24 protein-coding genes are annotated in these 25,112 nt (G+C 73.0%); 16 read left to right on the forward strand and 8 right to left on the reverse strand.

What is annotated here, in order from left to right; all coding sequences use genetic code 11:
* Positions 1 to 521 precede the first annotated feature (521 nt).
* The 9 genes from ACFZCD_RS02305 to ACFZCD_RS02345 all read left to right on the forward strand — a co-directional run bounded on the left by ACFZCD_RS02305 (position 522) and on the right by ACFZCD_RS02345 (position 9,797).
* Entirely contained in the window at positions 522 to 1,073 is a 552-nt protein-coding gene (locus ACFZCD_RS02305) for a VOC family protein (protein WP_391826975.1), read from the forward strand.
* A gap of 81 nt (positions 1,074 to 1,154) precedes the next feature.
* A complete protein-coding gene (locus tag ACFZCD_RS02310; protein ID WP_391826977.1) occupies positions 1,155 to 2,072 on the forward strand; it encodes a SagB family peptide dehydrogenase in 918 nt (305 codons plus the stop codon).
* 3 nt (positions 2,073 to 2,075) lie between these two features.
* The gene (locus ACFZCD_RS02315) at positions 2,076 to 3,302 is read left to right on the forward strand and encodes a coproporphyrinogen-III oxidase family protein (protein WP_391826979.1); all 1,227 of its coding nucleotides are present in this window, start codon (positions 2,076 to 2,078) and stop codon (positions 3,300 to 3,302) included.
* A 94-nt stretch (positions 3,303 to 3,396) separates the two neighbouring features.
* Positions 3,397 to 4,434, forward strand: a complete 1,038-nt coding sequence (locus tag ACFZCD_RS02320) for a TOMM precursor leader peptide-binding protein (protein WP_391826981.1) — start codon at positions 3,397 to 3,399, stop codon at positions 4,432 to 4,434.
* The gene (locus ACFZCD_RS02325) at positions 4,427 to 5,812 is read left to right on the forward strand and encodes a YcaO-like family protein (RefSeq protein ID WP_391826983.1); all 1,386 of its coding nucleotides are present in this window, start codon (positions 4,427 to 4,429) and stop codon (positions 5,810 to 5,812) included. The genes ACFZCD_RS02320 and ACFZCD_RS02325 overlap by 8 nt, the downstream gene beginning before the upstream one ends.
* Entirely contained in the window at positions 5,790 to 6,626 is an 837-nt protein-coding gene (locus ACFZCD_RS02330) for a CPBP family intramembrane glutamic endopeptidase (RefSeq protein ID WP_391826985.1), read from the forward strand. The genes ACFZCD_RS02325 and ACFZCD_RS02330 overlap by 23 nt, the downstream gene beginning before the upstream one ends.
* Positions 6,623 to 7,459, forward strand: a complete 837-nt coding sequence (locus ACFZCD_RS02335) for a type II CAAX prenyl endopeptidase Rce1 family protein (protein WP_391826987.1) — start codon at positions 6,623 to 6,625, stop codon at positions 7,457 to 7,459. Before ACFZCD_RS02330 ends, ACFZCD_RS02335 begins: the two co-directional genes overlap by 4 nt.
* A gap of 117 nt (positions 7,460 to 7,576) precedes the next feature.
* Positions 7,577 to 8,635, forward strand: coding sequence for an LLM class flavin-dependent oxidoreductase (locus ACFZCD_RS02340; RefSeq protein WP_391826989.1), 1,059 nt, complete (start codon positions 7,577 to 7,579; stop codon positions 8,633 to 8,635).
* 94 nt (positions 8,636 to 8,729) lie between these two features.
* Positions 8,730 to 9,797 (forward strand): alpha/beta hydrolase, encoded by a 1,068-nt coding sequence (locus ACFZCD_RS02345; RefSeq protein WP_391826991.1) that lies wholly within the window; start codon positions 8,730 to 8,732, stop codon positions 9,795 to 9,797.
* A 24-nt stretch (positions 9,798 to 9,821) separates the two neighbouring features.
* Here the strand turns inward: ACFZCD_RS02345 and ACFZCD_RS02350 are convergent, their stop codons facing one another.
* Complete coding sequence (locus ACFZCD_RS02350; RefSeq protein ID WP_391826993.1) at positions 9,822 to 10,358, reverse strand: LuxR C-terminal-related transcriptional regulator; 537 nt, start codon at positions 10,356 to 10,358, stop codon at positions 9,822 to 9,824.
* A 655-nt stretch (positions 10,359 to 11,013) separates the two neighbouring features.
* Between ACFZCD_RS02350 and ACFZCD_RS02355 the strand changes: the two genes are divergently transcribed.
* Positions 11,014 to 11,763, forward strand: a complete 750-nt coding sequence (locus ACFZCD_RS02355; protein ID WP_391826995.1) for a class I SAM-dependent methyltransferase — start codon at positions 11,014 to 11,016, stop codon at positions 11,761 to 11,763.
* A gap of 8 nt (positions 11,764 to 11,771) precedes the next feature.
* Here the strand turns inward: ACFZCD_RS02355 and ACFZCD_RS02360 are convergent, their stop codons facing one another.
* Positions 11,772 to 11,930: a hypothetical protein gene (locus ACFZCD_RS02360; protein ID WP_391826997.1), complete on the reverse strand. Its 159-nt coding sequence runs from the start codon at positions 11,928 to 11,930 to the stop codon at positions 11,772 to 11,774.
* A 273-nt stretch (positions 11,931 to 12,203) separates the two neighbouring features.
* Between ACFZCD_RS02360 and ACFZCD_RS02365 the strand changes: the two genes are divergently transcribed.
* Complete coding sequence (locus ACFZCD_RS02365) at positions 12,204 to 13,262, forward strand: magnesium and cobalt transport protein CorA (RefSeq protein WP_391826999.1); 1,059 nt, start codon at positions 12,204 to 12,206, stop codon at positions 13,260 to 13,262.
* 48 nt (positions 13,263 to 13,310) lie between these two features.
* Here the strand turns inward: ACFZCD_RS02365 and ACFZCD_RS02370 are convergent, their stop codons facing one another.
* The 4 genes from ACFZCD_RS02370 to ACFZCD_RS02385 all read right to left on the reverse strand — a co-directional run bounded on the left by ACFZCD_RS02370 (position 13,311) and on the right by ACFZCD_RS02385 (position 17,233).
* Positions 13,311 to 15,128, reverse strand: a complete 1,818-nt coding sequence (locus tag ACFZCD_RS02370) for a hypothetical protein (protein WP_391827001.1) — start codon at positions 15,126 to 15,128, stop codon at positions 13,311 to 13,313.
* A 69-nt stretch (positions 15,129 to 15,197) separates the two neighbouring features.
* Entirely contained in the window at positions 15,198 to 15,983 is a 786-nt protein-coding gene (locus tag ACFZCD_RS02375; protein WP_391827003.1) for an isocitrate lyase/phosphoenolpyruvate mutase family protein, read from the reverse strand.
* A 105-nt stretch (positions 15,984 to 16,088) separates the two neighbouring features.
* Positions 16,089 to 16,640 carry a hypothetical protein gene (locus ACFZCD_RS02380; RefSeq protein ID WP_391827005.1) on the reverse strand — a complete coding sequence of 184 codons (552 nt, stop codon included), beginning with the start codon at positions 16,638 to 16,640 and terminating at the stop codon, positions 16,089 to 16,091.
* Positions 16,641 to 16,879: 239 nt separating this feature from the next.
* The gene (locus ACFZCD_RS02385; RefSeq protein ID WP_391827007.1) at positions 16,880 to 17,233 is read right to left on the reverse strand and encodes an SH3 domain-containing protein; all 354 of its coding nucleotides are present in this window, start codon (positions 17,231 to 17,233) and stop codon (positions 16,880 to 16,882) included.
* 329 nt (positions 17,234 to 17,562) lie between these two features.
* Between ACFZCD_RS02385 and ACFZCD_RS02390 the strand changes: the two genes are divergently transcribed.
* Positions 17,563 to 18,669 carry an alpha/beta hydrolase gene (locus tag ACFZCD_RS02390; RefSeq protein ID WP_391827009.1) on the forward strand — a complete coding sequence of 369 codons (1,107 nt, stop codon included), beginning with the start codon at positions 17,563 to 17,565 and terminating at the stop codon, positions 18,667 to 18,669.
* Positions 18,670 to 18,858: 189 nt separating this feature from the next.
* The gene (locus ACFZCD_RS02395) at positions 18,859 to 19,086 is read left to right on the forward strand and encodes a hypothetical protein (protein ID WP_391827011.1); all 228 of its coding nucleotides are present in this window, start codon (positions 18,859 to 18,861) and stop codon (positions 19,084 to 19,086) included.
* 9 nt (positions 19,087 to 19,095) lie between these two features.
* Here the strand turns inward: ACFZCD_RS02395 and thpR are convergent, their stop codons facing one another.
* Positions 19,096 to 19,674: an RNA 2',3'-cyclic phosphodiesterase gene (gene thpR, locus ACFZCD_RS02400; protein ID WP_391827012.1), complete on the reverse strand. Its 579-nt coding sequence runs from the start codon at positions 19,672 to 19,674 to the stop codon at positions 19,096 to 19,098.
* A gap of 1,431 nt (positions 19,675 to 21,105) precedes the next feature.
* Between thpR and ACFZCD_RS02405 the strand changes: the two genes are divergently transcribed.
* On the forward strand, positions 21,106 to 21,615 hold the full coding sequence (locus ACFZCD_RS02405; RefSeq protein ID WP_391827013.1) for a DUF6314 family protein: 510 nt from the start codon (positions 21,106 to 21,108) through the stop codon (positions 21,613 to 21,615).
* 28 nt (positions 21,616 to 21,643) lie between these two features.
* Here the strand turns inward: ACFZCD_RS02405 and ACFZCD_RS02410 are convergent, their stop codons facing one another.
* Positions 21,644 to 22,492: a helix-turn-helix transcriptional regulator gene (locus ACFZCD_RS02410; RefSeq protein ID WP_391827014.1), complete on the reverse strand. Its 849-nt coding sequence runs from the start codon at positions 22,490 to 22,492 to the stop codon at positions 21,644 to 21,646.
* A 133-nt stretch (positions 22,493 to 22,625) separates the two neighbouring features.
* Here ACFZCD_RS02410 and ACFZCD_RS02415 point away from each other — a divergent pair, with 133 nt between their 5' ends.
* Together ACFZCD_RS02415 and ACFZCD_RS02420 are read left to right on the forward strand one after the other, a co-directional pair.
* Positions 22,626 to 23,891 carry an MFS transporter gene (locus tag ACFZCD_RS02415; protein ID WP_391827016.1) on the forward strand — a complete coding sequence of 422 codons (1,266 nt, stop codon included), beginning with the start codon at positions 22,626 to 22,628 and terminating at the stop codon, positions 23,889 to 23,891.
* Positions 23,892 to 24,027: 136 nt separating this feature from the next.
* Positions 24,028 to 24,990: a DUF4232 domain-containing protein gene (locus ACFZCD_RS02420; RefSeq protein WP_391827018.1), complete on the forward strand. Its 963-nt coding sequence runs from the start codon at positions 24,028 to 24,030 to the stop codon at positions 24,988 to 24,990.
* Positions 24,991 to 25,112 lie beyond the last annotated feature (122 nt).

Below are 25,112 nucleotides of genomic sequence, written 5' to 3' on the forward strand. Positions count from 1 at the left end.
CCGCCCGCGCCGGGAACCCTTGCGCGGAAGCGGCCGGTCCTGAGGAATTCCCCAGGCGGCAAACCCGTGAATTCCGGGTGTCCGCCGGGCCCGCGCCTTCGGTACAACGTTCTTCAAGCCGCTCCGGGTGCGCTCCGGAGCGCGCAACGGGGGAAGACGACGGCGCATGCCCGGGCAGCGTCCCGGCCCCCGTGCAACGAAGCACAGCGCAAAGGGGAGGTGATTCCGGGAATGAAGCTGGAAACAGTGGCATTCGTCGAGCACCGCAGCATGTCCGCGCAACCCGCTCTGGCAGCCTTCGGGCAGAGCGCGAGCGTGGCCATGGCCGTGCCGGGGGGCTGTTGCTCGTGCGCGGGCTGCTCCTCGTGCTCCTGCGGATCTGTGGTCCGCCCTGCCTGACGCGTAGTCCTGCGTCAGGCCCCATGTGATGCGAAGCCGCGGCCGCCGGGCGGGGGTCATCCCCCGCCCGGTGCGGGCCGCCCGCTCACGACCGACTCGTCGCGCAGCCGCAGGAGCCCCGCATGAAGCTGTTCAAACCGTCGATCATCAACGTGCCCGTGGACGACGTGGCGGCCGGGATCACCTTCTACCAGAAGATGCTCGGCATTCCGCTGGCCCGCAACCTCTCGTACGCGATCGCCTATCACGCACCGGTCTCCAGCGACGGTGTCCTGCTGGTCATCACGAAAAAGCGGTTCGAGGGCGAGCCGGTCACGGTCTATTTCGCCGTCGAGAGCCTCAAGGACGCCCTCGGTGAACTCGCCGCCGAGGGCGGCGAGGTGATCGCCGGACCGTACGACCTGCCGATCCCCAAGAAGATCCGCCCGGAGTTCCGCGAGGAGTTCAAGCACAGCCCGTTCGCGCACGAGGACGCCGGCGACTCCCTCGGCACCGGCGCCTCCGTCCGTGACCCGCAGGGCAACCGGTTCGGGCTGCTGGAGTTCAACGAGTGGGCGCACGCCACCTTCAAGCTCGGCGACTACGCCCGGCCGGTGACCGAGGAGCAGATGAAGGACCAGATGATCGCGCTGGACCGGGAGGTCCCGGAACCGGCGGAGATCTTCGAGGAGTGAGAAGACCTCCGAGGAGCGAGCAGGACGACCGGGACCCGGACAGACGCCGGCAGCACCAGCGGAACGAAAGGAAACCGTCCCATGCCCGAAGTGCCCGCGGGAGAACTGGGCCACGCGGCCATGGCCATCACCTCCTACCGTACGGTCAGCCCCTCCGTCGCCGCCTCCGGGCTGCGCACCCACCAGCTCCGCTACGAGAACCTGGGCGACCCGCGCGTGCCCCGGCCCGCCGAGGAGTTCCTCGCGGCGAGCCGGCTGCGCCGCTGGAACCGCGAGGACGGCCTGTCGGCCTCGGCGTACTTCGCCGACCCGACGGTCACCGCCCTCGCAGAACTGGACCGGGAAGCGGACCCCGGCGACGCCGTCGCACTGCCCGCGAGCGTGCCCGTGGTCATGGAACTGGGCGAGGCCGTGCACCGCCGCCGCAGCGTCCGCACCTTCAGCGGGGACGCCGTCGGACTGCCGGAGCTCGCCACCGTGCTCCGCCACGCCGGAGGCATCACCGCCGAGGGCGACGTCGAGCTGATGCGGGGCGGTACGGCGGTCTACCGCTTCCGCACCGCCCCCAGCGGCGGCGGCCTCTACCCCGTCGAGATCTGGTGCGCGGCGCTGGACGTCGACGGCCTGGAACGCGGCCTGTACCGCTACCGGCCCACCGCCGACGCGCTCGCACCCGCCGGCGGTCCCAACGCCGTCACCCGCGTGCTCGACGCGATGGCCGTCCCCGAGGACCTCATCACCCTCGGCGCCGCCTCCGCCCTCCTGCTGCTCGTCGGCCGCCCGTGGCGCTCCATGCGCAAGTACGGAGCCCGCGGGATGCGCTTCGTCCTGCAGGAAGCCGGCGGCATCGCGCAGAACACCCACCTCACGGCCACCGCCCTGGGCCTGGGCAGCGTCGACTGCGCCAGCTTCTACGACGAGGAGATCAACGCCGCCATCGGCGCCGACGGGACCGCCGCGGCCGTGCTGCACACCATCGTCGTCGGGTGGCAGGGCTGAGCCATGGGCACCGACGCGGTCAAGCCGCTGCTGGTCTACGTGCACATGCCCTTCTGCAGCTCGAAGTGCCACTTCTGCGACTGGGTCACCGAAATCCCCACCTCCGAGCTGCTGCTGAAGGAACACGACACGGCGCGGGAACGGTACGTCGACGCGCTGTGCCGGCAGATCCGGCGGACCGGCAGCGAACTGACGGCCGCCGGCTACCGGCCCGCGATCCACTACTGGGGAGGGGGAACGGCCAGCATCCTGAGCGAGACGGAGATCCTCCGCATCGGCGAGGCGCTGCACTCCGTACTCGACCTCTCGGACCTCCGCGAGGCCACCATCGAGTGCAGCCCGGAGACCGTGACCCCGGCCAAGCTCAGGGCCTTCCGCGAGACCGGCTTCTTCCGCATGAGCAGCGGCGTGCAGTCGTTCGACGACGACCGGCTGCGCCGGCTGGGGCGCGCCCACCGGGCCGACGGCGCCCGGCGCGTCTTCCACCTCGCCGCCGAGGCGGGATTCCGCGACCTCAACATCGACCTGATGTGCGGCTTCCCGGAAGAGGAACTGGGCGAGGTCGAGCGCACCGTACGGGCCGCGCTGGAACTCCCCGTCACCCACGTCTCCTACTACCCCTTCCGTCCCGCCTACGGCACGGTGATGCGCAAGCAACTGCGCCGCGGCGACCACGTCATCCTGCGCGACGAACAGAAGCAGGCCTACCGGCTGGGGGCACGGCTGCTGGAGGAGCACGGCCACCCCGAATACGCCTTCAGCCACTTCGGGCGGCGGCGCTGCCACAGCGACCTGGCGTACTTCCGGCTGGAGATGGACTGGGTGGGGTTCGGGGCGGGCGCCGCCTCGCTCCTCGGGGGCGAGTACGCCGCCTCGCCCCGGGGACGGCTGGCCGCCTTCAACCGCGACCCCTTCGCGAACGCCGAACGCGACCCCGTCGCCTCGGCCTCGGTGGCGCCCCGGCTGATGTACCAGTCGCTCACCACCTTCGAAGGCGCACTCGTGCGCAACTGGGAGGAGCGCGCCCGGCGCCCCTTCGACGAGATCACCGCCATCCCGGCCGTCCGCTCGCTCCTGCGCTTCCTGGAGACGGCCGGCGGCCTGCGCCGGGACGCCGACGGGCTGCGCATGCCCCGGGAACGCATCGCGGACGCCTTCATCGACCTGCAGTTCGCCTCGGCGCCGCAGGAGGGCAAGCGGGCCCGCGGCGCCGCCGCGGTCTACGGCTGAACCGGCACCACCACTCCGGCGCCGTCACCCGCACGACGAACACCAGTCACCCACAACCGTCACGTACCAACGCCACGCACAGGGGGAAGACCACGTGCGCACCTCCAGGAACATGAGGATCAAACGGTCCGTGACCGTCGTCGGGCACAGCCCCGACGTGGTCGAGCTCCGCACCGGCGTGTGGAACGCCCAGTCCTTCGTCATCACCGACCACTCCCGCTCCGGAAAGCTGTTCAGCGTGGTCAAGGGCCTGGACGGGGCGCTCTCCCGCGGCGAGCTGGCCAAGCGGGAGGACATGCCGCGCACCGAGGTCGAGGCCGTCGTCGACCACCTGGACCAGCTCGGTCTCGTCGAGCAGGAGCCCACGACGGCGCTCGACGCCTACCTCGACCACGTCGAGGCGCTCGCCGCCCCCCAGGACCCGCCGCCCGCCGACGGCCCCGTCCACCTGCTCGGCGACTCCGAACCGGCCCGCGCCGTCGCCTCCCACCTCGCCGGCCTCGTCCCCTCCGGGGTGCACCGGGTGCCCGCCGGCGACCCCGCACGTCAGGCGCTGGACCGGCTGGCCGAGGAGGGCGCCGCGGACTCCCTGCGCGTCACGGCGCTGTGCGAGGCCGCCGAGGCGTGGCGCGACGGGCTCGTGGTGTCCGTGGCGGACCAGGTGGACCCGCCCCACTTCCAGGCCCTCAACCGCATGGCCCTGGAAGTGGGCTTCCCCTGGGTGCACGGCGTCGTCGACGGACCCTTCCTGTTCGTCGGCCCCACGTTCGTACCGGGCCGCTCGGCCTGCTATTCCTGCTTCGAGCGGCGCGTCACCATGAACCTGCGGGAGAGCGCCGGCTACCTCGCCTACAAGGACGCCCTCGCCCGCGGCGCCGTCCGGCAGGGCAGGCCCGCCGTCCTGGGCGCCGTCGCCGCCCTGCTCGCCTCCCACACGGCCCTGGAAGTCGTCAACTTCCTGCACACCGGCTCGACGTTCACCATCGAGAAGACCCTGGGCATCTACCTGCCGTCGATGGAGATCGGCTACAGCGAGGTGCTGCCCCTGCCCGGCTGCCCCGAGTGCGGGTCCCTGCCCGAACGCGACGACAGCACCCTGTACTTCGACCCCCGGACGTGGCTCCATGACTGACACGGGCGCCATCCGCACCACCGTCCCGCCCGCCACCCGGGCCGAACGGCTCCGCCGCCGCATGCACAGCCCCCTGTGCGGGCTCCTGCAGTCCATGGGCTACGTGCACGGCGGCCGCACCGACCCCCGCATCCTGTGCGCGGGCGGCGAGATGACCGGCGTGCACGTACCGCGCCACCAGCCGGCCCCGCCCCCCTCCAGCTACCACATCGGCGGCTACGGCCTCCTGCGCTACGAGAGCGAGATCCGCACCCTCGGCGAGACGGCCGAACGGTACGCCGGGTACATGGCGGCCGTCAGCGGCCGCCACCCGGTGGACTTCCGCTCCTACGAGCAGCTCACCGCCGACGGCCGCACCGTCCTGGGGCCGGAGGCCTACCGGTTCTTCACGCCGGAGCAGCTCGCCGCGCCGTCCTTCCCGTTCCGGGCCTTCGACCCGGCCGCGCCCGTCGGCTGGATCAGGACGGCCTCCCTCACCGACGGCAGCGACACCTGGCTCCCGGCCCAGCTGTTCCTGGTGGGCTACGTCGTCCGGGACACCGAAGGCGAGCCCTGGCTCAACGCCGCCGTCACCACCGGCACCGCGGCACACACCACCCACAGCAGGGCACTGCTCGGCGCGCTGCACGAGGCCCTCCAGCTCGACGCCGCGATCGGGCACTGGCACGGCGGCCTGCCCAGCACCAGGATCCGCCCCGACGCCCGCACCCGCCGGCTCGAGAAGATCACCGACCGCTGCCTGCCGGACGGCTTCGGCCGCCCCGAGTACCACTGGCTGCCGGTCCCCGGACTGCCCGTGCCCGGCGTCCACACCGTGGTGTGCCTGCTGCGCGAACCGGGAGGCGGCTTCCCCGCCATCGCCGCCGGGCAGGGCGTGGACGGATCCCTGGAAGCCGCCATGTACAAGGCCCTGCTCGAAGCCGCGGGCGTCAGGGGCCTCGCGGTCATGTCCGCCGTGACCGCGCGGCTGGAACAGGGCGCGGCCCCCGGCCCCACCGGGCAGGCCCCCGCCGGACGGGCGCCGACGTTCGACCTGGAGAGCAACGTCGTCGGCTACGCCCACCCCGGCGGCGCGGCCACGGTCGAGAAGCGCTTCCGCGACCACCGCGAGGCCGCCGCCGGCGAACTTCCCCCGGACGACACCCGGACGCCCCGCGAGCAGGCCGTCGCCATCCTGCGCGCCTTCCGGGAGGCGGGCCGGCGCCTCTACCACGCCGACCTGACCACCCGTGACCTGCGCGCCCTGGGCCTGTACGTGGACCGCGTCTGGTCGCCGGACACCCTGAGCCTGCCGCTGCCCGGCGCCCCGGCCGCGGCACACCCCCGTTTCGAGGACTACGGAGGGTTCCGCAGCAGTGCACCCCACCCCTACCCCTGAGCTCGCGGCCGCCGCAGAGGCCCGCACCTACCTGTGGGCGGCCCTCGCCCTGTGCGGCGCCTCCTGCCTCACCCTCGCCGCACACCTGCGCACCCGGTGGCTCGCCCGGCTCGGCGTGCGCTTCATGCCGGTCCACGTCTGCGTCATGACCGTGCTGGCCGCGGCGGGCATCGCCGCACTCGGCCCCCGCGGCATCGCCACCGGACCGCTGTGGCCCGGCGCCGCCGGGCCGGTCGCCGGCGCGGCCTGCGGCCTGCTGGTCATCCGGTCCGACGCCGCCCTCACCCGGTGGAGCGCCGCCCGGGCGCGCGCGAGGCCCGGCACCGCCGCACGGGGGAGCGCCCGCCGCCCCCAGGAGACCCGCGTGCGCGCCGTACGGCCCGTACGGGCGCCGGGGGCCTCGCCCGGCGACGGCCCGCGCCGCCGGGTGATGGGCATCGCCAAAGGGCGCGGCGGCTACGTGCCCACCGCCGACGACTACCGGGTCGGCCTGGGCTGGCTGCTGGCCGTGGCCGTCCTGGAGGAGCTCGTCTTCCGGGGCGTCCTGCTGCGCATGGCACTGCGCCCCGGGAACGAAGGGCTGCGCGTGGCGGGCATCGTGGGCGTCGTCGCGATGTTCGCGCTGTCGCACATCTTCTTCGGCTGGGCGCAAGTGCTCGCCAAACTGCCGCTGTCGGTGCTCGCCACCGCGGCCACGCTGGTCACCGGCAGCGTCTGGGCGGCCGCCGTGACCCACATGGTCTTCAACGCGTACGTGTGGCGTTGCCAGACCGCGCTGCGCATCGGATACCGGCGCAAGGCGGCCGGCCCGTGACCGCCCACTGGCCGTGGGCGGCGCGGCTGGCCCTGGCCGCCGCCTTCGTCCCCCTCTACTACTGGTGGTGCAAGCGGCTGCTGTTCGCCGCCGCGCGCCGCTGGGCCCACCGCTTCACCAAGGACCGCCGGTACGACCGCAGCGAGATCGGCGGCGTCGTGGAACTGTCCGCGGCCGCCGTCAGCCACGTCCTCGCCGTCACCGTGCTGCTGTGGCTGACCGGCCTGTCCCTGTCCGCCGTCCGCTTGGACGCCCTCGACCCGGTGCTGCTGCTCCTCGGAGTGCTGGTCGGCGTCGGGGAGATGGGCATCGCGTCGTTCCTCTGCCGGCTCGTGATCGAGGCGTCACTGCACCGGCCCGGGCGGCGCGCCGCCCGGGCGACGGCCGGCGGCGGAGCGGCCTCCGGGCCGGCCGCGGCGTCGGCCGCGGCACCGGCCGGCCCGGCCCGGCTCACGGGGCCGCGCGACGTCGGCGGGTGGATCGCGATGAGCCGGGGCGGCTGGCTCCGCCACCACTTCAAGACCGTCGAAGTGCTGCCGCTGCCCCTGGCGGTGACGGTCATGGCGGTCCAGGTCGGCTGCGAGGAGACGGTCTTCCGCGGCGTCCTCTTCGGCTACCTGGGCAGCGCGGGGCTCCCCGCGACGCTCGCCGTCTCCGTCGTGCTCTTCGTGCTCATGCAGTGCTTCTTCATGGGGTCCTGGCGCGCGGCGATGTTCCCGATGGTCGGAGCCCTGGTCATGGGCGTCGCGCACGGCCTGCTGTTCTGGTCGGTGCCCGCCCTGCCGCCGCTGATCGTCGCGCACGTCACGTTCTTCCTGTTCGCAGTCCTCTGAGGGGGGGGGAGCGTCCGCGTCGCAGGCACCGCAGACATCACCACCGCATCCGTAGCCGCAGCCCTGCCCGTAGCCCTATTTCCGTATCCGCATCCACGATTCACCAGGGGGAACGACGTGTTGCACGGCCTGTCCCTGCTGCCCGACTGCAGGCCCGCCCGCCGCGGCGCGGCCGAGTACTTCCATGACGTGCTGAACCTGGCCCGCATCGCCGACTCGGCCGGGCTCAGCCATGTGAAGATCACCGAGCACTACCTCACGCCGTACGGCGGATACTGCCCCAGCCCGCTGGCCTTCCTCTCCGCGGTGGCGGCTCGCACCACCCGCATCAGGCTGCTCACGGGCTGTCTGCTCCCGGTCTTCCACCATCCCGTCCGGCTCGCCGCCGAGACCGCGATGGTGGACGCCCTCAGCGGCGGCCGCCTGGACGTGGGCTTCGCGCGTGCCTACCTCCCGCAGGAGTTCGAGGCGTTCGGCATCCCCATGGACGAGAGCCGTGACCGCTACGAGAAGACCATCGAGGCGGTCGTCCGGCTGTGGACCGGGACGGACGTCACCGAAGACACCCCGTTCTTCTCCTACCGGCGGGCCACCAGCCTCCCGCGCCCCGTGCAGCGGCCCCACCCGCCCGTGTGGGGAGCGGCCGTACGGTCGCGGCAGAGCTTCGCCTGGCTGGGCGAACAGGGCTACCGCCTGCTGGTGACGCCCGCTCTGACCCCGCTCGCCGGCATGCGGGACAACATCGACCTCTACCGGGAGGCGTACCGCGCGCGCCACGGCACGGACGGCCCCGGCCCCTTCGTCGCCGCCAGCCTGCCCCTGCTCGTCGCCGACGACGACCGCACGGCCCGGGCGACGGCCGATCCGCTGCTCGCCGAGTACCTGGACGTGTGGGCCGAGGCCACCGCGCCGTGGCAGACGACCGCGTCCCGTGACTACCCCGGCTACACGGGCATGTCCCGCGCGATCCGGGCGATGACGCCGCAGCGCTTCCGCGAGACGGGCAGCGCGGTCGTGGGCGGGCCGGCGAGCGTGGCCGAGCAGATCGCCGCCGTCACCGAGGCCCTGGCACCCGACTGCCTGCTGTGGCAGACGGACTACGGAGCCGTGCCCGGCGACGTGGCCGAACGCAGCCTGCGGCTGTTCGTGGACAAGGTCCTGCCGTCGCTGCCGTGAGAAGAGCCGGACACGACACGGCCGGTTCGCCGGACACAGCCGACTCACCGGACACAGCCGGTTCGCCGCCCCCTCGACACCCGGAAAGGACACCATGGTTCCCAGGAGACTGCGCGGCGCCCCGCGCCGCCTGCTCGCCGCCGGCGCGGCGGCCTTCACCCTGGCCGCCGGCCTCGCCCTCGCCCCGGCCGCCACCGCGGCCGGGACCGCTCCTTCCACCCCCTGGCACGGGACGCCGGTCTGCCGCGAACTGCGCGTACCCGTACCGGACACGCCGGGGACCGTCGCCGGACGCCTGTGCCGCCCCACAGGACCGGCTCCGGACACCGTGCTCGTCCTGGTGCCGGGGATCACCTACGACCGCCACTACTGGACGGCCCGGCCGGCGCCGGGCGTTCCGTCCGTCCAGGACGCGATGGCCGCCGCCGGCCTGGCCACCGTCGCCGTCGACCGGCCGGGCACCGGCGGCAGCGGCCGCCCCGACGCCTCCGCCGCCACCCTCGGCTCGGAGGCCGATGCCCTCCACGCGGTCGTCGGGGCCCTGCGGACCGGCGCCGGCGGACCGCGCTACCACCGGGTGGTCGCCGTCGGCCACTCCTTCGGATCGGGCGTGGCACTCACCGAATCCGTCCGCCACGCGGACGTCGACGCGCTGGTCCTCACCGGGTACGGGCACGGCGCCGGGCCGCTGCTGGAGGAGTTCGGCCGCAGCCTGCACCCGGCGGCCGGGGACCCCGTCCTGTCGCACGAGCACCCGCCGCCGGGCTACTCCACCACCCGCCCGGGCACCCGCGCCAGGTTCTTCCACAACCCCTCCGACACCTGGCCGGGCACCGTCCTGCGGGACGAGATGACCAAGAGCACCGTGACCTCCGGCGAACTGGCCACCCTCAAAGACGCCTACGATCCCGCCCTCGCCGCACGCGTCCGGGTCCCGGTCCTGCTGGCGCTCGGCGGCCGGGACCAGCTCGTCTGCCACGGCCCCTGGCTCACCTGCGCCTCCGCCGATGAGGTCGCCGGAGTGGAGCGCACCCTCTTCACCGGCACCCGGCTGACCGCCTACCTGCTGGCGGAATCGGGTCACGCCATGGAAGCGGCCGCGAACGCCGGTCAGTGGCACGGATTCCTCGCCGCGTGGCTACGGGCACAGGCGCTGCGCTAGCCGCAGCGCGCACCCACCGGCCGGCTACAGCCCCAGGGCCGCGGCCCTCGCCGTCGCGGCCGTGCGGTTCTTGACGCCCAGCTTGGCCAGCACGTTGCGCACGTGGAACTCCACGGTGCTGCTCGCCAGATGGAGCCGGGCACCAATCTCCCGGTTGCTGCTGCCGGTCCGCAGCAGGCCCAGCACCTCCCGCTCGCGGCGGGTCAGCGGGGACACGGGACGCCCGTCGGCCGCCGCGTCGGGGTTGAATCTCTGGTCGACCACGGTGAGCCCGCAGGCGGCGGCCAGCAGGGCTCCGGCCACCCATCCCGGGTCGGCCGCCGCCGACAGGTAGGCGTCACAGCCGCGCCGCAGCCAGCGCAGGCACCGCGCGTCGTCCGCCGTGTTCCCGAGAAGTGCCCAGCGGATGCCCGGACATCGGTGCTTGGCGTCGTCGACGGCGGCCTCGATGGTCTCGTCGGGCAGCGCGGGACCCAGCACCAGCCAGTCGGGCGGTTCGTCGTGACCGGCCAGCGCAGTCGTCCACCGCCGCGGACCGCCGTCCACGGCCCTGATCCGCAAGGGGGCGAGGAAACACTCACTGCGATACGACCACGGAGCCCACTCGCCGATGAGGAGCCCGGAGCACAACGGGGCCGACCAATGGGAGATCAAATAGTCGATTGATTCTCCGTCGCCGGCGGCCGGTAAGGGTGTCGTCGTGATGTCCTTGGTTCGCAAGGTAAATCCTCCCTGGCGGGCCGTCCGGCCGTCCGGCCGCCGCGAGAGATTTCCTCACGCACTTCTCCCGTGGTTCTCCGCGGCAATGGCGTACGGCGCGGCGCTCGGCCCTGGATGAATCGCCCACCCGGGGAATGGGCGGTGACGGCGTTCGTTCAGGGGGAGCGGTGGCAGCGGTCCTGACCTGGCAGGATGCGGTGTTCTCTGCCGATCGGCGAGTGCGGAGACGGTTTCCGTGATCTCCGGGGAGATCTCCTGAAGAAAATGGGAGTACTGGGTTCCATGGAAACCCGTCGTCCTCTCTGGCGTACTGCGCAAAGGCGTCGGGGAAGGACTCTTCAGGATTTCCCCCGCCTTGCCCCCGTCCGTCTCGCAGCGTAAAGTTCCGCCGCATCCAGTGTCAACGCCACTGGTCCGACGGCAAGTTGGGCCGAACGTTCCGTTTCGGCCCCGCGAAAAAGCATCAGAACACCGGAACACGATGACGGAGGCGCACGTGAACGAGCACGACTCCCTCCCCTTACCACGCCGCCCGTACTACGGCCTGGACGCGCCGCCGGTGGTCGCCGCCTTCGGCGCCGTCGGAGCCCTGGGCGCCGCCTGCGTCGCCATCGGCGCACGGGCCCGGATCGCCCCCCTGGCCTGGGCGGGGCTGGCGCCCCTGCTGGTGGGAGGTTTCACGCTCACCGCCATGACGGCCTCGTCGAAGATCGGAAAGATCAGGCTCTGCGACCGCATCCTCGGCGACCTGCACCTGCGGGGAGACGAAGACGTGCTCGACCTCGGCTGCGGCAGCGGGCAGATGCTGCTCGGGGCGCTCGGCCGGCTGCCCCGGGGCACCGGCACCGGCATCGACCTCTGGCGGTCGCAGGACCAGCGGGGCAGCAACCGCGACACCTGCCTGCGCAACGCCCGGGCCCTGGGCCTGGAGGACCGGCTGACCCTGGAGGACGGTGACATGACCGACCTGCCGTTCCCCGACGCCTCCTTCGACCTGGTCACCGCCTGCCTGGCGATCCACAACATTCCCACGCCCGGCCAGCGCGCCCGGGCGATCCGCGAGGCCGCCCGCGTCCTCAGGCCCTCCGGACGCCTGCTCGTCGTGGACTTCATGAAGACCGAGGAGTACGAGCGCGAGGCCCGCGCCGCCGGCCTCACCGACGTCCGGCGCTCCGGCCTGATACCGCTCATGTACCCGCCGGTCCGCGTCGTCCGGGCGCGCGTCCCGCACAAGGACGAGCAGTAGCGACCGGATCAGCCGGCGCGCCGGTCGTCGACCTCGAGGACCAGGTGCTGCACGCCCGCGGAAGCGAAGGCCGCCGGGTCCCGGCGTATGCCTGCCAGGTGGGCGAGGTCGACGGCGCTCGCCCAGTCGTGCGTCGTGTTGCGCCACGAAGCTCTTGATCCGTCCATGGCGCCAGTAGGCGCATGCCATGCGTATGTGTATGCCATGCGTATGCGTATGCGCGGGTGCAGGGACGGGTGGCGGGGCGTCAGTGCCGGGGAGCGCACAGACGAGAAGCGCGCGGTCACGGTACGGAGCAGCCGGCCGGGCCCGGTCGGCCAGTCGCGCGGACATTCCGGCCGGATCGGGGGAGTCTGGTGCTGTGAGGCGTGTGCGGCGCGCTGTGCCGCTGGTGGGTGACGGGCGGCGGTGCACAGGGACCGGGCGCGAGGAGGATGGTCATGATCGTCGACTGTGCGCACTACCGTGACGGGCGCCGGCAGGACGAGGGCGCGATGCCGCTGGAGCAGGCGGCCGAGCGCTGCCGGCAGGGCGGGTTCGTCTGGCTGGGCATGTTCGAACCGGCCCCCGAGGAGCTGGCCAGAGTGCGCGAGTGCTTCGGGCTGCACGAACTGGCCGTGGAGGACGCACGCGCCTTCCACCTGCGGCCGAAGGCCGAGCAGTACGAGGACGGCACCGAGCTGATCATCCTGCGCACCGCGCGCTACGACGACGAGCGCGAGGAGATCGACACCGGCGAGATCAGCGTCTTCCTCGCCGAACACTTCGTGATCACCGTGCGCCAGGGCATCGCCAGCGAACTGAGCGGCGCCCGCAGCCGGCTCGAACGCCGCCCCGAACTGCTGCGGGCCGGCAGCGCCTCGACGCTGTGGGCCATCCTCGACCAGGTCGTCGACAGCTATGCCCCGGTCGTCGCGGAGCTCGAACACGACATCGAGCAGATCGAGGCCACGGTGTTCTCCGGAGCGGTCGCGCCCACCGAACGGATCTACTCCCTGCGCCGCGAGGCCACGGATTTCTACCGCGCCGTGCACCCCTTGCTCGCCGTGCTCACCCGGCGGCTGCAGCCCGGCAAGTCCCCGGCGGAGCTCCGGCCGTACTTCCGGGACGTGCACGACCACCTGCTGCTGGTCAACGAGGAGGTCGCCGCCCAGCGCGACCTGCTGGCCACCGTCCTCGAAGCGAACATCGCGGTGATCTCCGTCGAACAGAACAAGATCAACCTGCGGCAGAGCGCCACGATGGAGCGGCTCACGATCCTGGCGTCGGTGTTCCTCCCCATGTCCTTCGTGGTCGGCTTCTTCGGGCAGAACTTCGACTGGCTGGTCAGGCACATCAACAGCTTCACGGAGTTCCTCGCCCTCAGCATCGGCGGGCTGCTCGTGCCCTGCCTGCTGCTGTACGTGTGGCTGCGCCGGCGGCGCAACCACATCGCACCACCCGTGCCGGAAGTGAACAACCGCACCGCCTCGCGCGCTCCGGCGGCCCGCAAGGGATGAGGCCGGGCGGGGCCGTTGTCACCACCCCCGCAGGCATCCTCCGCCGGGTCATTCCAGGGACGGGTCCTGGTCCGCCGGGCCTTCGCCGTCGAGGATCCGCCGCCAGGCGGCGGCGAACAGCTCCGGCAGCGTGCCCGGCAGCGGTGCCAGGGCCGTCACCTGCGCCCCGTCGCGGTTCGCCGGCACGGCTCCCAGCAGCGGGGCCTTCCAGCACTCCATGGGCGGCAGCGGCTTCGCGGCGTGCGCCCACGGGCCGGGCAGGAACACGCCCCGGCCGGCGCGCGCCCGCTTGTCCTCGACGACCAGGCCGCGTCCGAGCAGTGCGGCGACGGCCTCGCGGTGCCGGGCCGGGGACCAGCCGTTCCACCGGCGCACGTTCCGGTCGGACGGCACGGCGAGCGTCAGGAGCTGGAGGTAGAGCGCCGCAGCGTCCTCGGCCAGCCCGAGCCGGTCCGCCACCTCGGCCACCAGGCCGGGCGCGCACGCCCGGGGGTCGGACTCGTACCGGCCCGGAGGCAGGTCGCCGGCGGTGATCCGGGCCAGCACCCGGTCGCAGGTGCCGCCCGTCAGCCAGTCCAGGCGCCCCGGCCCGGCAGCCCCGCGGACGACTCCCGCGCGCAGCACCCTGGCCGGGGAGTCCCCGCCAGCCAGCACCTTGCGCATGACCCGGACGACCTCCGGCGCGCCGTCGCGGACCGGGTCCCCGGCGGGCAGGTCGGCGTACGCCCACGGCAGGCCGGTGAAGACGGCGTCGACCACCTCGTCCGCGTCCGGGAAGCCCATGACGTCCCACACCGTGCGCAGATCCCGGTACGCGGGCGGGCAGGGCCAGACGCGCAGGTAGAAGCCGGGCGGCAGCGGAGCCCGCGCCGGGTCGAGGAAGAGGTGGCACAGGTCGGTCGCCGGTATCCGCGTCCCCAGCGCCAGCGCCGCCTGCCAGGTGGGCTCCGGCGGCCTCGGCCGCACGCCCTGCTGCGCGCACCAGGCCTCGGCGGTCCGCGCAGCCACCCGGCGCAGGCCGCCGGGTTCCCACAAATCGGCCGGATCCCCGGGCAGGACGTCGGCGAGCAGGGCTATCCGGTCGGAGTCCCGCAGCCGCCCCAGTTCGTCGCGCGCGTCGTCCACTTCGGCGGTCTTGAGGCCGAGGACGGCACGCTCGTCCTTGTCCAGGAAGGGCACGAAGTACCCGCCCGCCCCGGGGTTGCCGGCCAGGGTGAGGGCGGCCGCGGGCCGGCCCATGCCGCCGGCGTCGCTCAGTCCGGTGACCGCGGCGGGGTCCCAGGGCATCGGGCCGCGCTCGCGGACCAGGGCCACCAGCCGGCGCAGTTGCTCACGCGTGCCCCAGCCGCGGTGGGCGTCCTCGGCGTACAGCAGCTCGCCCGGCAGGTCCGGGGCGTCGTCGCCGGTCCGGGCTTCCAGCAGCCTCCGCCGCTCCTTGACCGGCCAGTACGCGGCGACGGCGGCGCCCCGCTCGTCGCGCACCCCGAACGGGCCCTCCGCGGCGAGCCTGCCGATCCGGAACCGGTAGGCCGGGCCGGCGAACGGGCTCTCCGCCCAGGACTCCAGGAAGTTGAGCAGCACTTCGCGCCGTTCCGGACGGGTGGAGGGGGCGGCAGCGCGCAGCGCCACCGCTCCGATGCGGCCTATGAACCGGGTCCACGTCCCGTCCCCGGCCGGCTTCGGGCCGTCCTCGCCGGGCTCCGGCGTCCACGTGCCGGCGACGAACCGGCCGGTGTGCTCGATGGCGACGAGCGCGTCGTCGTACCAGACGCCCGAGCCGCCGATGAAGCCCTGCAGGGCGGCGGTGATGGCGAACCGGTTCCACTCCTGGGCAATCCAGGCGCCGTTGCCGTCAGTCTTGTGCATGCCCCGATCATGGCCGATGCCACTGACAACCCGGCCCGGCGCCGTACGGAGCGGGCCGCCCGGCCGCCGTCAGCCCCGCGTACCGGCGCCGTGCGTGCCCACCTGCGTCCACAGCTCGGCCGCCATGCCCGCCACCCCGGCCGCCGCGCGGCGGTACAGGCCACCGCCGAAAGTGACTCGGGCGGCGCCCAGTTCGCCCAGCTCGCGGGGCGAGGGCCCGTCCGGCAGGGCGATGGCGTTGACCGGCACGGGAACGGCACGGGTGAGCTCCGGGAGCAGGCCGGCCGGGGCGAGGATGGGGTACACGACGTCGGCGCCCGCCCGGGCGTAGAGGAGGCAGCGGCTGATGGCGGGGGCAGCTTCCGAAGCCGCCTGCTCGCCTTTGAGGAAGGTGTCAACGCGCGCGTTGATCACGAGCCGGTCGCCGGCCGCGGCCCGTACCCGGGACAGCCACTCGGCCTGCTCGGCGGGGTCCTTCAGCCGCCCCGTGACGCGGTCGGTGTCCTCCAGGTTGCAGCCGACGGCGCCCGTTTCCAGCAGCCGCTCCACGAGTTCGGCGGGCGCCAGCCCGTAGCCGTCCTCCAGGTCGGCGGTGACCATCACGCCGTCCGCAGCGACGGCCCGGACGATACGGGCCACCGCGGCGAACATCTCGTCCGCAGGCGCACTGCCGTCGGCGTACCCGAGAACGGCCGACACCCCGGCACTGGGCGTGGCCAGCGCCCGGAACCCGGCCTTGGCGAAGGCACGGGCACTGGCCGCGTCCCAGGGACCGGGCAGGACGAGGGGACCGGAGGAGGCCCGGTCGTGGTGCAGGGAACGAAAGACGGCGGCATCACCGGAGAGCATGGTCATGCCTCCGACCGTAAAGCCGGAACTACCCTGCCAAGTGGTCCACTAGTGCGGCGGTTTCCTGGGCCACTTGCCGGCGGCGGCCGCCGCCGGCCGGACGTCAGGGCGTCAGACGGACCAGCGCTCGCGCATCGTCTTGATCTCGTCGCCCTTGGCGGTGAGGGTGATCTCGTAGACGTTGCCGTAGCAGGCGAAGGGCTGCTTCACGACGTTGTAGTCGTTGCGCAGGCAGCCGTCGATGTGCTTCGACAGCTCGTCGCGGTTCACCTGCTTGAACTGGCCGGAGCCCACGGCCAGCTCGGCCTTGACGTTCGCGGGGATCTTGTAGGCCTTGGACGGTCCCTCGCCGCCGCGGTAGATCCAGTCGTTGGGCGTGCACCTCGGCTTGGCGTCCGTGGCTTCGACGACGCTCGCGTCGCGGTGCAGACCGACCTCGATGATCTTGATACCGGCGGGCGGCGTGGGCGGCTTCCCGCAGTCGTTCTCGCCGCCGTGGTCGCCATGGTCATCTCCCTTGGCAGCCTGCGACGGCTTGGCCGACGCCGAGGCGCCCGCCGAGGCACCGTTCGCGGAGTCCTCGTCGGGCCCGCAGGCGGTGAGACCGCCGCCGAGCGCGGCCATGAGCGCGAGCGTGCCGAAGACATGCCGAATGGATCGCATGTGATTTCCCCCGAATGAAGAACTTGTCGTGATCATGATTGACCGGCGAGAGTTCTACACCAGGGGGAGACGTGATGGCCAATCAGGCGGAAGGGCCCGTGGGTCTCGCCTCGCACCGCCCGTCCCGCTCTGCTCGCCGCGTACGGAGAACGCCGGTCTTCAAGGCCGTGCCGGGCCTCGAAGACCGGCGTCACCGGCCGGTCGGGCCGATGTCACGACCGGCCGGAAGGGTCACTCACTCACATGCCGCAGAACGGCGGGATGATGTTCTTGTGGGACACCCAGCCGCGGGTGCCCTTGGACAGGCCGCCCTTGCTCTTGGACTTGAGCTCGACGTAGTCCCAGCCGCCGGACGAGCGCAGGATGCGGATCGGGTCCCCGAAGTACAGCTGGCCCTTGACCGCGCCCGACGTGCTCGCCTTGGTGCGCAGGCGGGTGCCGTCGGTGTAGATCGCCGCGTTGTCCTCGTGGCACGCCTTGGCGGACACGGTGGCCACGGGGGCGGCGGCCGGGGCGGCCACGGCCGGGGCGGCCAGGGCAGCGGTGGTGCCGATGAGGGCGGCGGTGGTGAGTGCGAGGGATATGCGTCGCACGGATCCTCCGTTGGTTCGTGTGATGCGGCGGATGCCGCGTGATCACCCTAAAAGGCCTCGGAGAACCATCCGGCGGCGATCTTGTCACGCCCCTGTCACAACACCCTGTGAGCCGACCGGGCGGGCGCCGCCGCTACGACGTGAAGCGCAGCGCGCGCACCAGTTCGCCGTCGCCTCACTGCAGATACTCAGGGGCGGTGACCGAGGCGGTTCGGGCGGCATAGATCATAGGCGGGGGCTGGAACCCCGGGAGGGCTCTCGCCCTCCAGCAAGGCGAAACAGACGGTCATGTCCTTCGGGGCAGAAGCAGGAGTGTCCGGAGCGACGTGATGACGCAAGTGAACGGAGGGACGTATCAGTCCCAGGGGTACCATCGCGCCCGCCGCGCCAAGCGGTGGACCATCGTGGTGGCGTCCATAGCCGTGCTGGGCCTGATAACCGCCGGCGTGCTCGACTACTTCAAGATCGGCCCGTTCTCCGACAAGGGGGAGCCAGTCAGCTTCGGCGCGGACCACGTGCCCGGCAGCGGGGGCCAGGCAGGCGGGCCGCAAGGCGCACCGGCCGCGGACTCCAAGGTCCTGATGCCGACCGGGCCCGCCGCCGACTTCAAGAACGCCGACACCCTCGGCGACGGCACGCACATCGCCGTCACCACGCTGGAGGGCAAGAAGTCCGGCTTCACGGGCAAGGTGTGGGTCTGGGCGCCCAAGGAGTACAAGGACCCGAAGTTCAAGGACCACGGATTCCCGGTCCTGATCGCGCTGCCCGGCGGCCCCGGTTTCCCCGACAACTACTGGATGGGCACCAACCTCAAGCTCCAGTCGTCCATCTCCAAGTGGTACGCCGCGGGCAAGAGCAAGCCGTTCCTCCTGGCCATGCCGGTCCTCAATCCCAAGAACAACGGAACGTACTGGGACGGCAGTGACATCCCGGGCCAGCCGAAGATGGGCACCTGGCTGACCGAGGACGTCCCGGACCTGATGAAGGCCAACTTCCGCACGATCAAGTCGCGCGAGGGCTGGGCGTTCATGGGCTCCTCCTCCGGCGGCTTCGCCGGCATGAAGGCCGTCCTGAAGCACCCGGACCAGTTCAAGGCCGCGATCGCCTCCGGCCCGGACTTCTACCCCGACTCCCCGCTGTGGAAGGGCCACCCCAAGGAGCGGGACGAGAACGACCCCAAGCTGCTGGCCAAGGACCTGATCGCCCGCAAGGGCCCCGAGGTCTACATCGCCTTCCAGTACGGCACGAAGGAGGACCCCATCACCATCAACGGGGTCAAGAACTTCGTGAAGGAGTACGGGAAGGGCCCGGTGCACACCATGGTCAAGGAGATACCGGGCGGCAAGCACGACGCCTACACGTACGTCCCGAGCATGGGCGAGGGCCCGATCCAGTTCATCAGCGAGCAGTTGTCGGATCCGGTTCCGGCGTCCTGAACGCGTGCGCTGCGGATCGTGCGGCGCAACGGAAAACCGCCCGCTCCGGAACGGGAGCGGGCGGTTTTCCGTTTTCGGCGGCGGCGCCGTCACGGCCTGACGGCGCACGGGCGCGCGGCGCGGCTCGCGGGGGCTTCGGCGGCATGAGGCGCTGCCTCGGCGGTATGCCTGTGGCGTCTGCTGTGTGCCTTGGAAAAGGGGGATGCCGTGAAGCCCGGTAGCCGGTTGATGACGATGCTGGTGGCGACCGCTCTGTTCTGTCTGGGGGGTGCAGCGCTGGCGGCCCCCGCCCAGGCCGACGACGACATCGGCATTCTGGGCAACGTCGCACACGCGCACGCCGACGGTACCGTCGAGACATCGGTCCTCGGCGTTTCCCTTCCTACGCTCCCCAACCCGCTCACCGGCCTCACCTGACACGGGCGCCTAAACCCGACGGGTGCCCAGGGGCCAGGCCGCCACGGTCTCGTACCGGGGATGCCGCTCCGGGGAGCCCGGGCCCGGCAGCCGGCTGCGCATCAGGTGCAGGTGATCGACGCGCCACCGGCGGCCCCGGAACCCGGCCAGTTCCTCCGCGTACGGGCGGAGGTGCACGTGCCCGGCCGCGCGGGCGAGGGTGAGGTGGGGGCGGAAGGGGCGCGCGCCGTCCATGTGCACTCCGGCCTGCCGGGCTGCGACGGCGGTGGAGCGGGCCAGGCTGCCCAGCGTCTCCAGCGAGCCCGTCGCCCCGACCCACAGGATCCGGTCGTCGAACCGGCCGCCGCCGGCGAACCGCAGTTCGTGCGCCGGATGCCGGTGGGCGGTACCGGCGAGGCACTGGCCCAGCACGGGAAGCAGGGTCTCGTCGACCTCGCCGAGGAAGGCGAGCGTGAAGTGCCACGTGACGGGGTTCGTCCAGCGCAGGCGGCCGCGGCGCTCCGGGAGGGCGGCACGCAGCTGTGCCACTTCGGCCGCCAGTTCGTCGATGGCGGCCTGCGGAGGGATCACTGCCGCGAACAGTCGCATGGGGCCAGTGTGACGCGGCAGGGCCGCCACCGATGTCCACCGGACGAGCAAAGCGCGTTGCGTCATTTTCCTTCCATCGGACGAATCTGGTGAGAATGCCATCCGAACGCGTCGCTGGGCGTGCACGCTGTCCCGCGTGATGGGCTGGGGGAGAACAGGGCACGCAATGATGCTGGCCGCGGCCGTTGTGGTGGCAGTGACCGGGGAGGCCGCAGCGGACGACGGGGGTGTGGATGCCGCAGCAGGCAACACGACGGTGACAACCGTCGTGCACAACCTGCCGAGACTACTGCCGGACCATCCGCCTTCCCATGTCGTCGCGACCCCCCTGGGGGGTGCTGCGCGAGCGGAAGTGACCGACAACGGCCGAGGATGCCTGGACGCTGACGTCCGCGCCCTTGGAGCACACGCGGAGGTGTGGCTGAGATGCCGCCCCACGCCGCCGGCCGCACCCCCCGCACCCGCGCCTCCCGCACCCGCGCCTCCCGCGCCCGCACCCCCTGCCCCCGCCCCGCCGGCTCCCGCGCCTCCCGGCCCCGGGCCGGGCGCTCCTCCTGCCCCGCCCGCGCCCGCTCCGCCCGCACCTCCCGGTCCCGGGGCTCCGGTTCCTGCGCCGCCCGCCCCGGGCGCTCCCCCCGCGGCCCCGCCGGCCCCGGCGCCCGCTCCTCCTGCCCCGGCCCCCGCGCCGCCGGCGCCCGCTCCCGCCCCTCCGGCCGCTCCCGCACCTGCTCCGCCGGCTGTACCTGCCCCGCCGGCAGCCCCGCCGCCCCCGGCCCCAGCCCCTCCGGCCCCTGCACCTCCCGCGCCCGCACCCCCTGCCCCGGCCCCGCCGGCTCCCGCGCCTCCCGCCCCCGCCCCGCCTCCCGCCGCACCACCCGTCCCGGGCGCTCCTCCAGCGGTCCCGCCTCCGCCACCCGCGCCCGCGCCCCCTGCCCCCGCACCTCCAGCCCCACCCGCACTACTTCCTCCGCCCCCCGCCCCCATCGTCAACGCGCCTGCCCCGCCTGCCCCGCCCGCGCCCGCTCCCGCTCCGCCCGCGAATCCGTCCACCAATCCGCCCCGGCCCCCCAGCCCCCCTGGAGCCAGGGGCCGCCACCCCGTCTACCGGAACGCCCTCCCGCAATCGGGTACCCGGCAGAGCGGCAACGTGTCGCTGGTCATGCTCACCCTGCTGCTCGTCACCCCCGCCGTACTGACAGCGGCACTGCTGCGGCCGCGGTCCAGCACGCGGCGCAACCGCTGACAGACCCGCACCGCGCGCGCCCGCACCGAAGCCCTCATCGCCGTCCGTGCGCTCGCGGTCGGTGTGCGCTCGCTGACCGCGCGCTCGCTGATCGCGCTCGGCGGGCCGCTCCCGGCCCTCGGCTCCCGGCATCCAGGCGACCGCTTCCGTCGCCAACACCGCCCGGGGGCGCTCTGCATAATGAGGGGATGCAGTCCCCCGTCCCGAGCGCCGCCCCGGCCCCGCCTCCGGGCCCGGCATGGCCCGATGCCCCGGAGCCGTATCCGGTGCCCGACGCGGCGGCGTACCTGACGGGGGAGTGGAGCATCGAGCGCGCCCTGTTCGATCTGGCGGCGGGCCGCAGCGGTTCGTTCCGCGGCACCGCCGTGTTCCGGGCGGCCGGCGACGGCCGGCTGCTGCACACCGAGGACGGCGAACTGCACTGGGGCGGCACGGTGTCGCCCGCGGGCCGCACCCTCGCGCTGCTGCCCGGAGCGGACGGCACGTGCGAGGTCACGTTCGCCGACGGCCGCTCCTTCCACGACCTGGACCTGCGCACCGGCAGCTGGACCGTCTCCCACCCATGTGCGGCCGACAGCTACGAGGGGGCGTTCACCGCCGTCTCCCGCGAGGAATGGCGGGTGCACTGGCGCACCACAGGCCCGGCCAAGGACCACCTGCAACGTACGGTCTACCGCAGGCGAACCCCCGGACCGTGAGTCCCGCGCCCGCGGGCCACCCACGGATTCAGCCGGGCGCCGTCAGGGCCCGGAGCGCTTTGCCCGTGGGCTCGTCATCGGGCACGTACGCCAGCAGGTGATGACCGGGCTGGTCCACGGCGGCCAGTTTCACGTAGCGCAGTCGCAGGTCGCCCACGCGCGGATGGCGGAAGTGCCGCACCGCCGGGTGGAAGGCCGTGGTTTCCCGCAGCCCGTACCAGCGCGCTGCGTCGGGGTCGGCCGACAACTCCTCGATGATCTCGGCGTACCGCCGGTCCCCGGGACGGCGCGCGGCCTGCGAGCGGAACTGGCCCAGGAGGCTGCGCGCCTCCGGTTCCCACCGGGCGAGGAGGGCGCGGGCCGGCGGCCAGCGGAAGACCAGCCACAGCAGGTTGCGCTGTTTCGGGGGCAGCCGGGCCGGGTCCGTGAGCAGCGCCGCGTAGGCCGTGTTCCAGGCCAGCAGATCCCAGTGCGGGTCGATGACCACGGCGGGGTGGGGGTCCATGGCCTCCAGCAGCGACAGCAGGTTCCGCGAAACCCAGCGCGGCGTCCGGCCGGACGCCGGGGCGTGCTCGTCGAGGAACGACAGGACGTGCGCGGTCTCGTCCTCGTCCAGCAGCAGGGCGCGTGCCACGGACCTCAGCACCTGCTCCGAAGTGCGCACCCGCCCTTGCTCCAGCCACGCGTACCAGGAGCCGCTGATCCCGGCCAAGTGGGCCACCTCCGCGCGGCGCAGCCCCGGCGTGCGTCTGCGGGGCGCGGCCGGCAGGCCCACGTCGGCGGGGGTCAGGCGCTCCCGGCGCGAGCGCAGAAAGGCCCCGAGCTCCTGGCGCGGCGTGCCCGGCGGGGTGCCCGCGGCTGCGCTCCCGTCACTCATCGCCCGCCCCCCTTCCCGCAGCTCCGGCCGTCTCCGGACAGGCTGTCAGCGATGGTAATCGCTTGAAGCGATCACGCCCGGCCCCCGGGTGGTGGGCTTGGTGGGCACGGAGGAAGAAAGGAGCAACGCCCTCGTGAATCCGCCCGCCCCGCCCAAGGCATCACCGCCCAAGGCATCACCCCCCACGGCATCACCGTCCACGTCACCACCCACGCTCACGCCGCCGCCCACGGCAGCGAACGCAGCGGCGCTGCCGTCCCGTTCGCTCCGGCTGCTCGGCGCGGCCGGTTTCGTCAGCAACTTCGACCGCTTCTGCATCGCCCCCCTGCTGATGCTGATCAGCGCGCAGCTCGGTGCGCCGCTGTCCACCGTGGCCCTCGCTGCCGGTGGCTACGCCCTCTGCTACGGCTTGATGCAGCCGGTCTGGGGTCTGCTGAGCGACCGGCTGGGCCGCGTACGGGTGATGCGGCTGTCGCTCGCCGGTGCGGCAGTGGCCGCGTTCGGCTCGGCGGCAGCGCCCGACGTCACGACTCTCATCGCTGCCCGGGCGGTCGCCGGGGCCTTCTTCGCGGCCTCCATCGCGGCCTCCCTCACCTACGTCGGTGACACCGTGCTCGCCGGGATGCGCCAGCGCTCCCTCAGCGGGCTGATGACCGCCTTCGCCCTCGGGACGGCCGTGGCCACGGCCGTCGCCGGAGCGCTGGCCCTCCGCTCCGGCTGGCGACCGGTCTTCGCGCTGCCGGGGCTGTTCGCGGCCTGCCTCGCCGTGGCCCTGCGCAGGCTTCCCGAGCCGGAACGGGAGCCCGCGGGCCCGCTGCTGGCCCCCCTCATGACCGTGCTGCGCTCGCGCTGGCAGTGGTTCGTGATGGGCGTGGCGATGCTGGAAGGTGCCGTCCTGCTGGGCTTCCTGACCTACCTGGCCCCGGCCCTGGAAGCCCACGGCGCGAAGCCCGATCTCGCCGGGGCGGTGTCCGCGCTCTACGGCGCCGGCTCCATCGCCGCCGCCCAGGTGGTCAAGCGCCTCGCCGGCCGCATGGGGCCGGTGCGCCTGATCCTGGTGGGCGGTGCCCAGATGGTGGCGGGTTACCTGCTCGCCGCGTCCGGTCAGTCCGTGCCGTCCCTCGCCGTGACCGCTCTGCTGCTCGGGGGCGGCTGGTCGTTCCTGCACTCCACGCTGCAGTCCTGGGCGACCGGCCTGACCCCGTCCGCCCGGGCCACGGGGGTGGCGATGTTCGGGGTCGCCCTGTACGCCGGCAGCGCTCTGTCCGGCAGCCTGGCGGCCGGGGCGGCCGAACACCACCACTACCGCCTGCTGTTCCTGACAGCCGCCGTCCTGGCAGTCCCCCTGACCGCGGCGGCGGCCGTCGGGCGGGCGCGGTACGGGCCTTCAGCCCCGTGACGTCCCCGTCCCGCTGAGCGCGGATCAGCACGGCCCTCCCCGGCGTCTACCGTCCCCGCTCGCCCGTGACAGGACTGTGACCAGGGGTGTGGGTCACGTTACTGCCGATATGGGCCGTTGATGATCGACTCGGTCCATGCGTACCGCTCTCTGCACGTTTTCCACCGTCCTGGCCGGCGTCCTGCTGCTCACCGCATGCGGAGACCAGAAGGCAGGCGCCCGCAGTGACGGAGCGGCGCGGGCGCAGGCGTCCGGTTCCCCGGGCCTCCCCGGCGCGTCCTCCTGCGGGCCCGAGCCGTCCGGCACGACCTCCGCCCCCGGCGCTTCGGCCCTGCCCGGTGGTGCTTCCGGCGCGGAGAAGGACGGAGTCAGGGTCACGCGCGTGAGCGCGGGCGGGGTCAGTCCCTGCGCCGAGTTCGAGGTCACCAACCACGGCAACGAGCCCCTCACTTACACGATCCTGTTCGACTTCCTGTCGGCCGCAGGGGAGGTGCTGGCGAACACGAAGGAGGCAGTGCCGTCCGTCGAGCCCGGCCGGACCGTGAAGCGCACCGTCACCATGAGCGGACTCCCCTCCGGCGCGCGGGGCGCGACGCACGTGCGGGTCGCCCGGGTCAGGAGCGTCCCCTCCGCCGAAGCGCCTGCCACAGAGGCCTCCTGCCCGCCCTCGGGGGTGCGCGTGTCCGCGGACGACGGCGACGCCGCCATGGGACTCCGCGTCGTGAGCCTCCATCTCGAGAACTGCGGCACGCAAACCCACCGGCTCAACGGCTATCCGCGGCTCCAACTCCTCGACGAGGCACGTAAATCCGTCGACAGCGTCCGGATCCTCCGTGGCGGCAGTGAGATCGCCACCGGCACCGGAGCCGACGGAACGCCTCAGCCGCTGGTGCTGGAGCCCGGCGAGCGCGCCTACGCCGGTCTGGTGTGGCGCAACACGGTCGAGGCCGGCGAACCGGTGAACGTGCCGTACGTCAGGGTGTGGGCAGAGCCCGGCGCGGCTCCGGTGACGGTGACCCCGGAGCTGGACCTGGGCACGACGGGCAAGCTCGGCGTCGGCCCCTGGAAGAAGGACACCGGAACGAAGGTTGCCCAGTAGCTGCCCTGTGAGCGATATCCGGCCGTACCTTGCGCGCACGGTGCGCGCGAGAAACGCATGCCTGACCACGCACCCGGAGTCGTTTTCCACGCCCTTTTCCCCGGCGGGGGAATTCGCCGCCG

Source organism: Streptomyces sp. NPDC008001, from assembly GCF_042958085.1.
GTDB lineage: Bacteria > Actinomycetota > Actinomycetes > Streptomycetales > Streptomycetaceae > Streptomyces.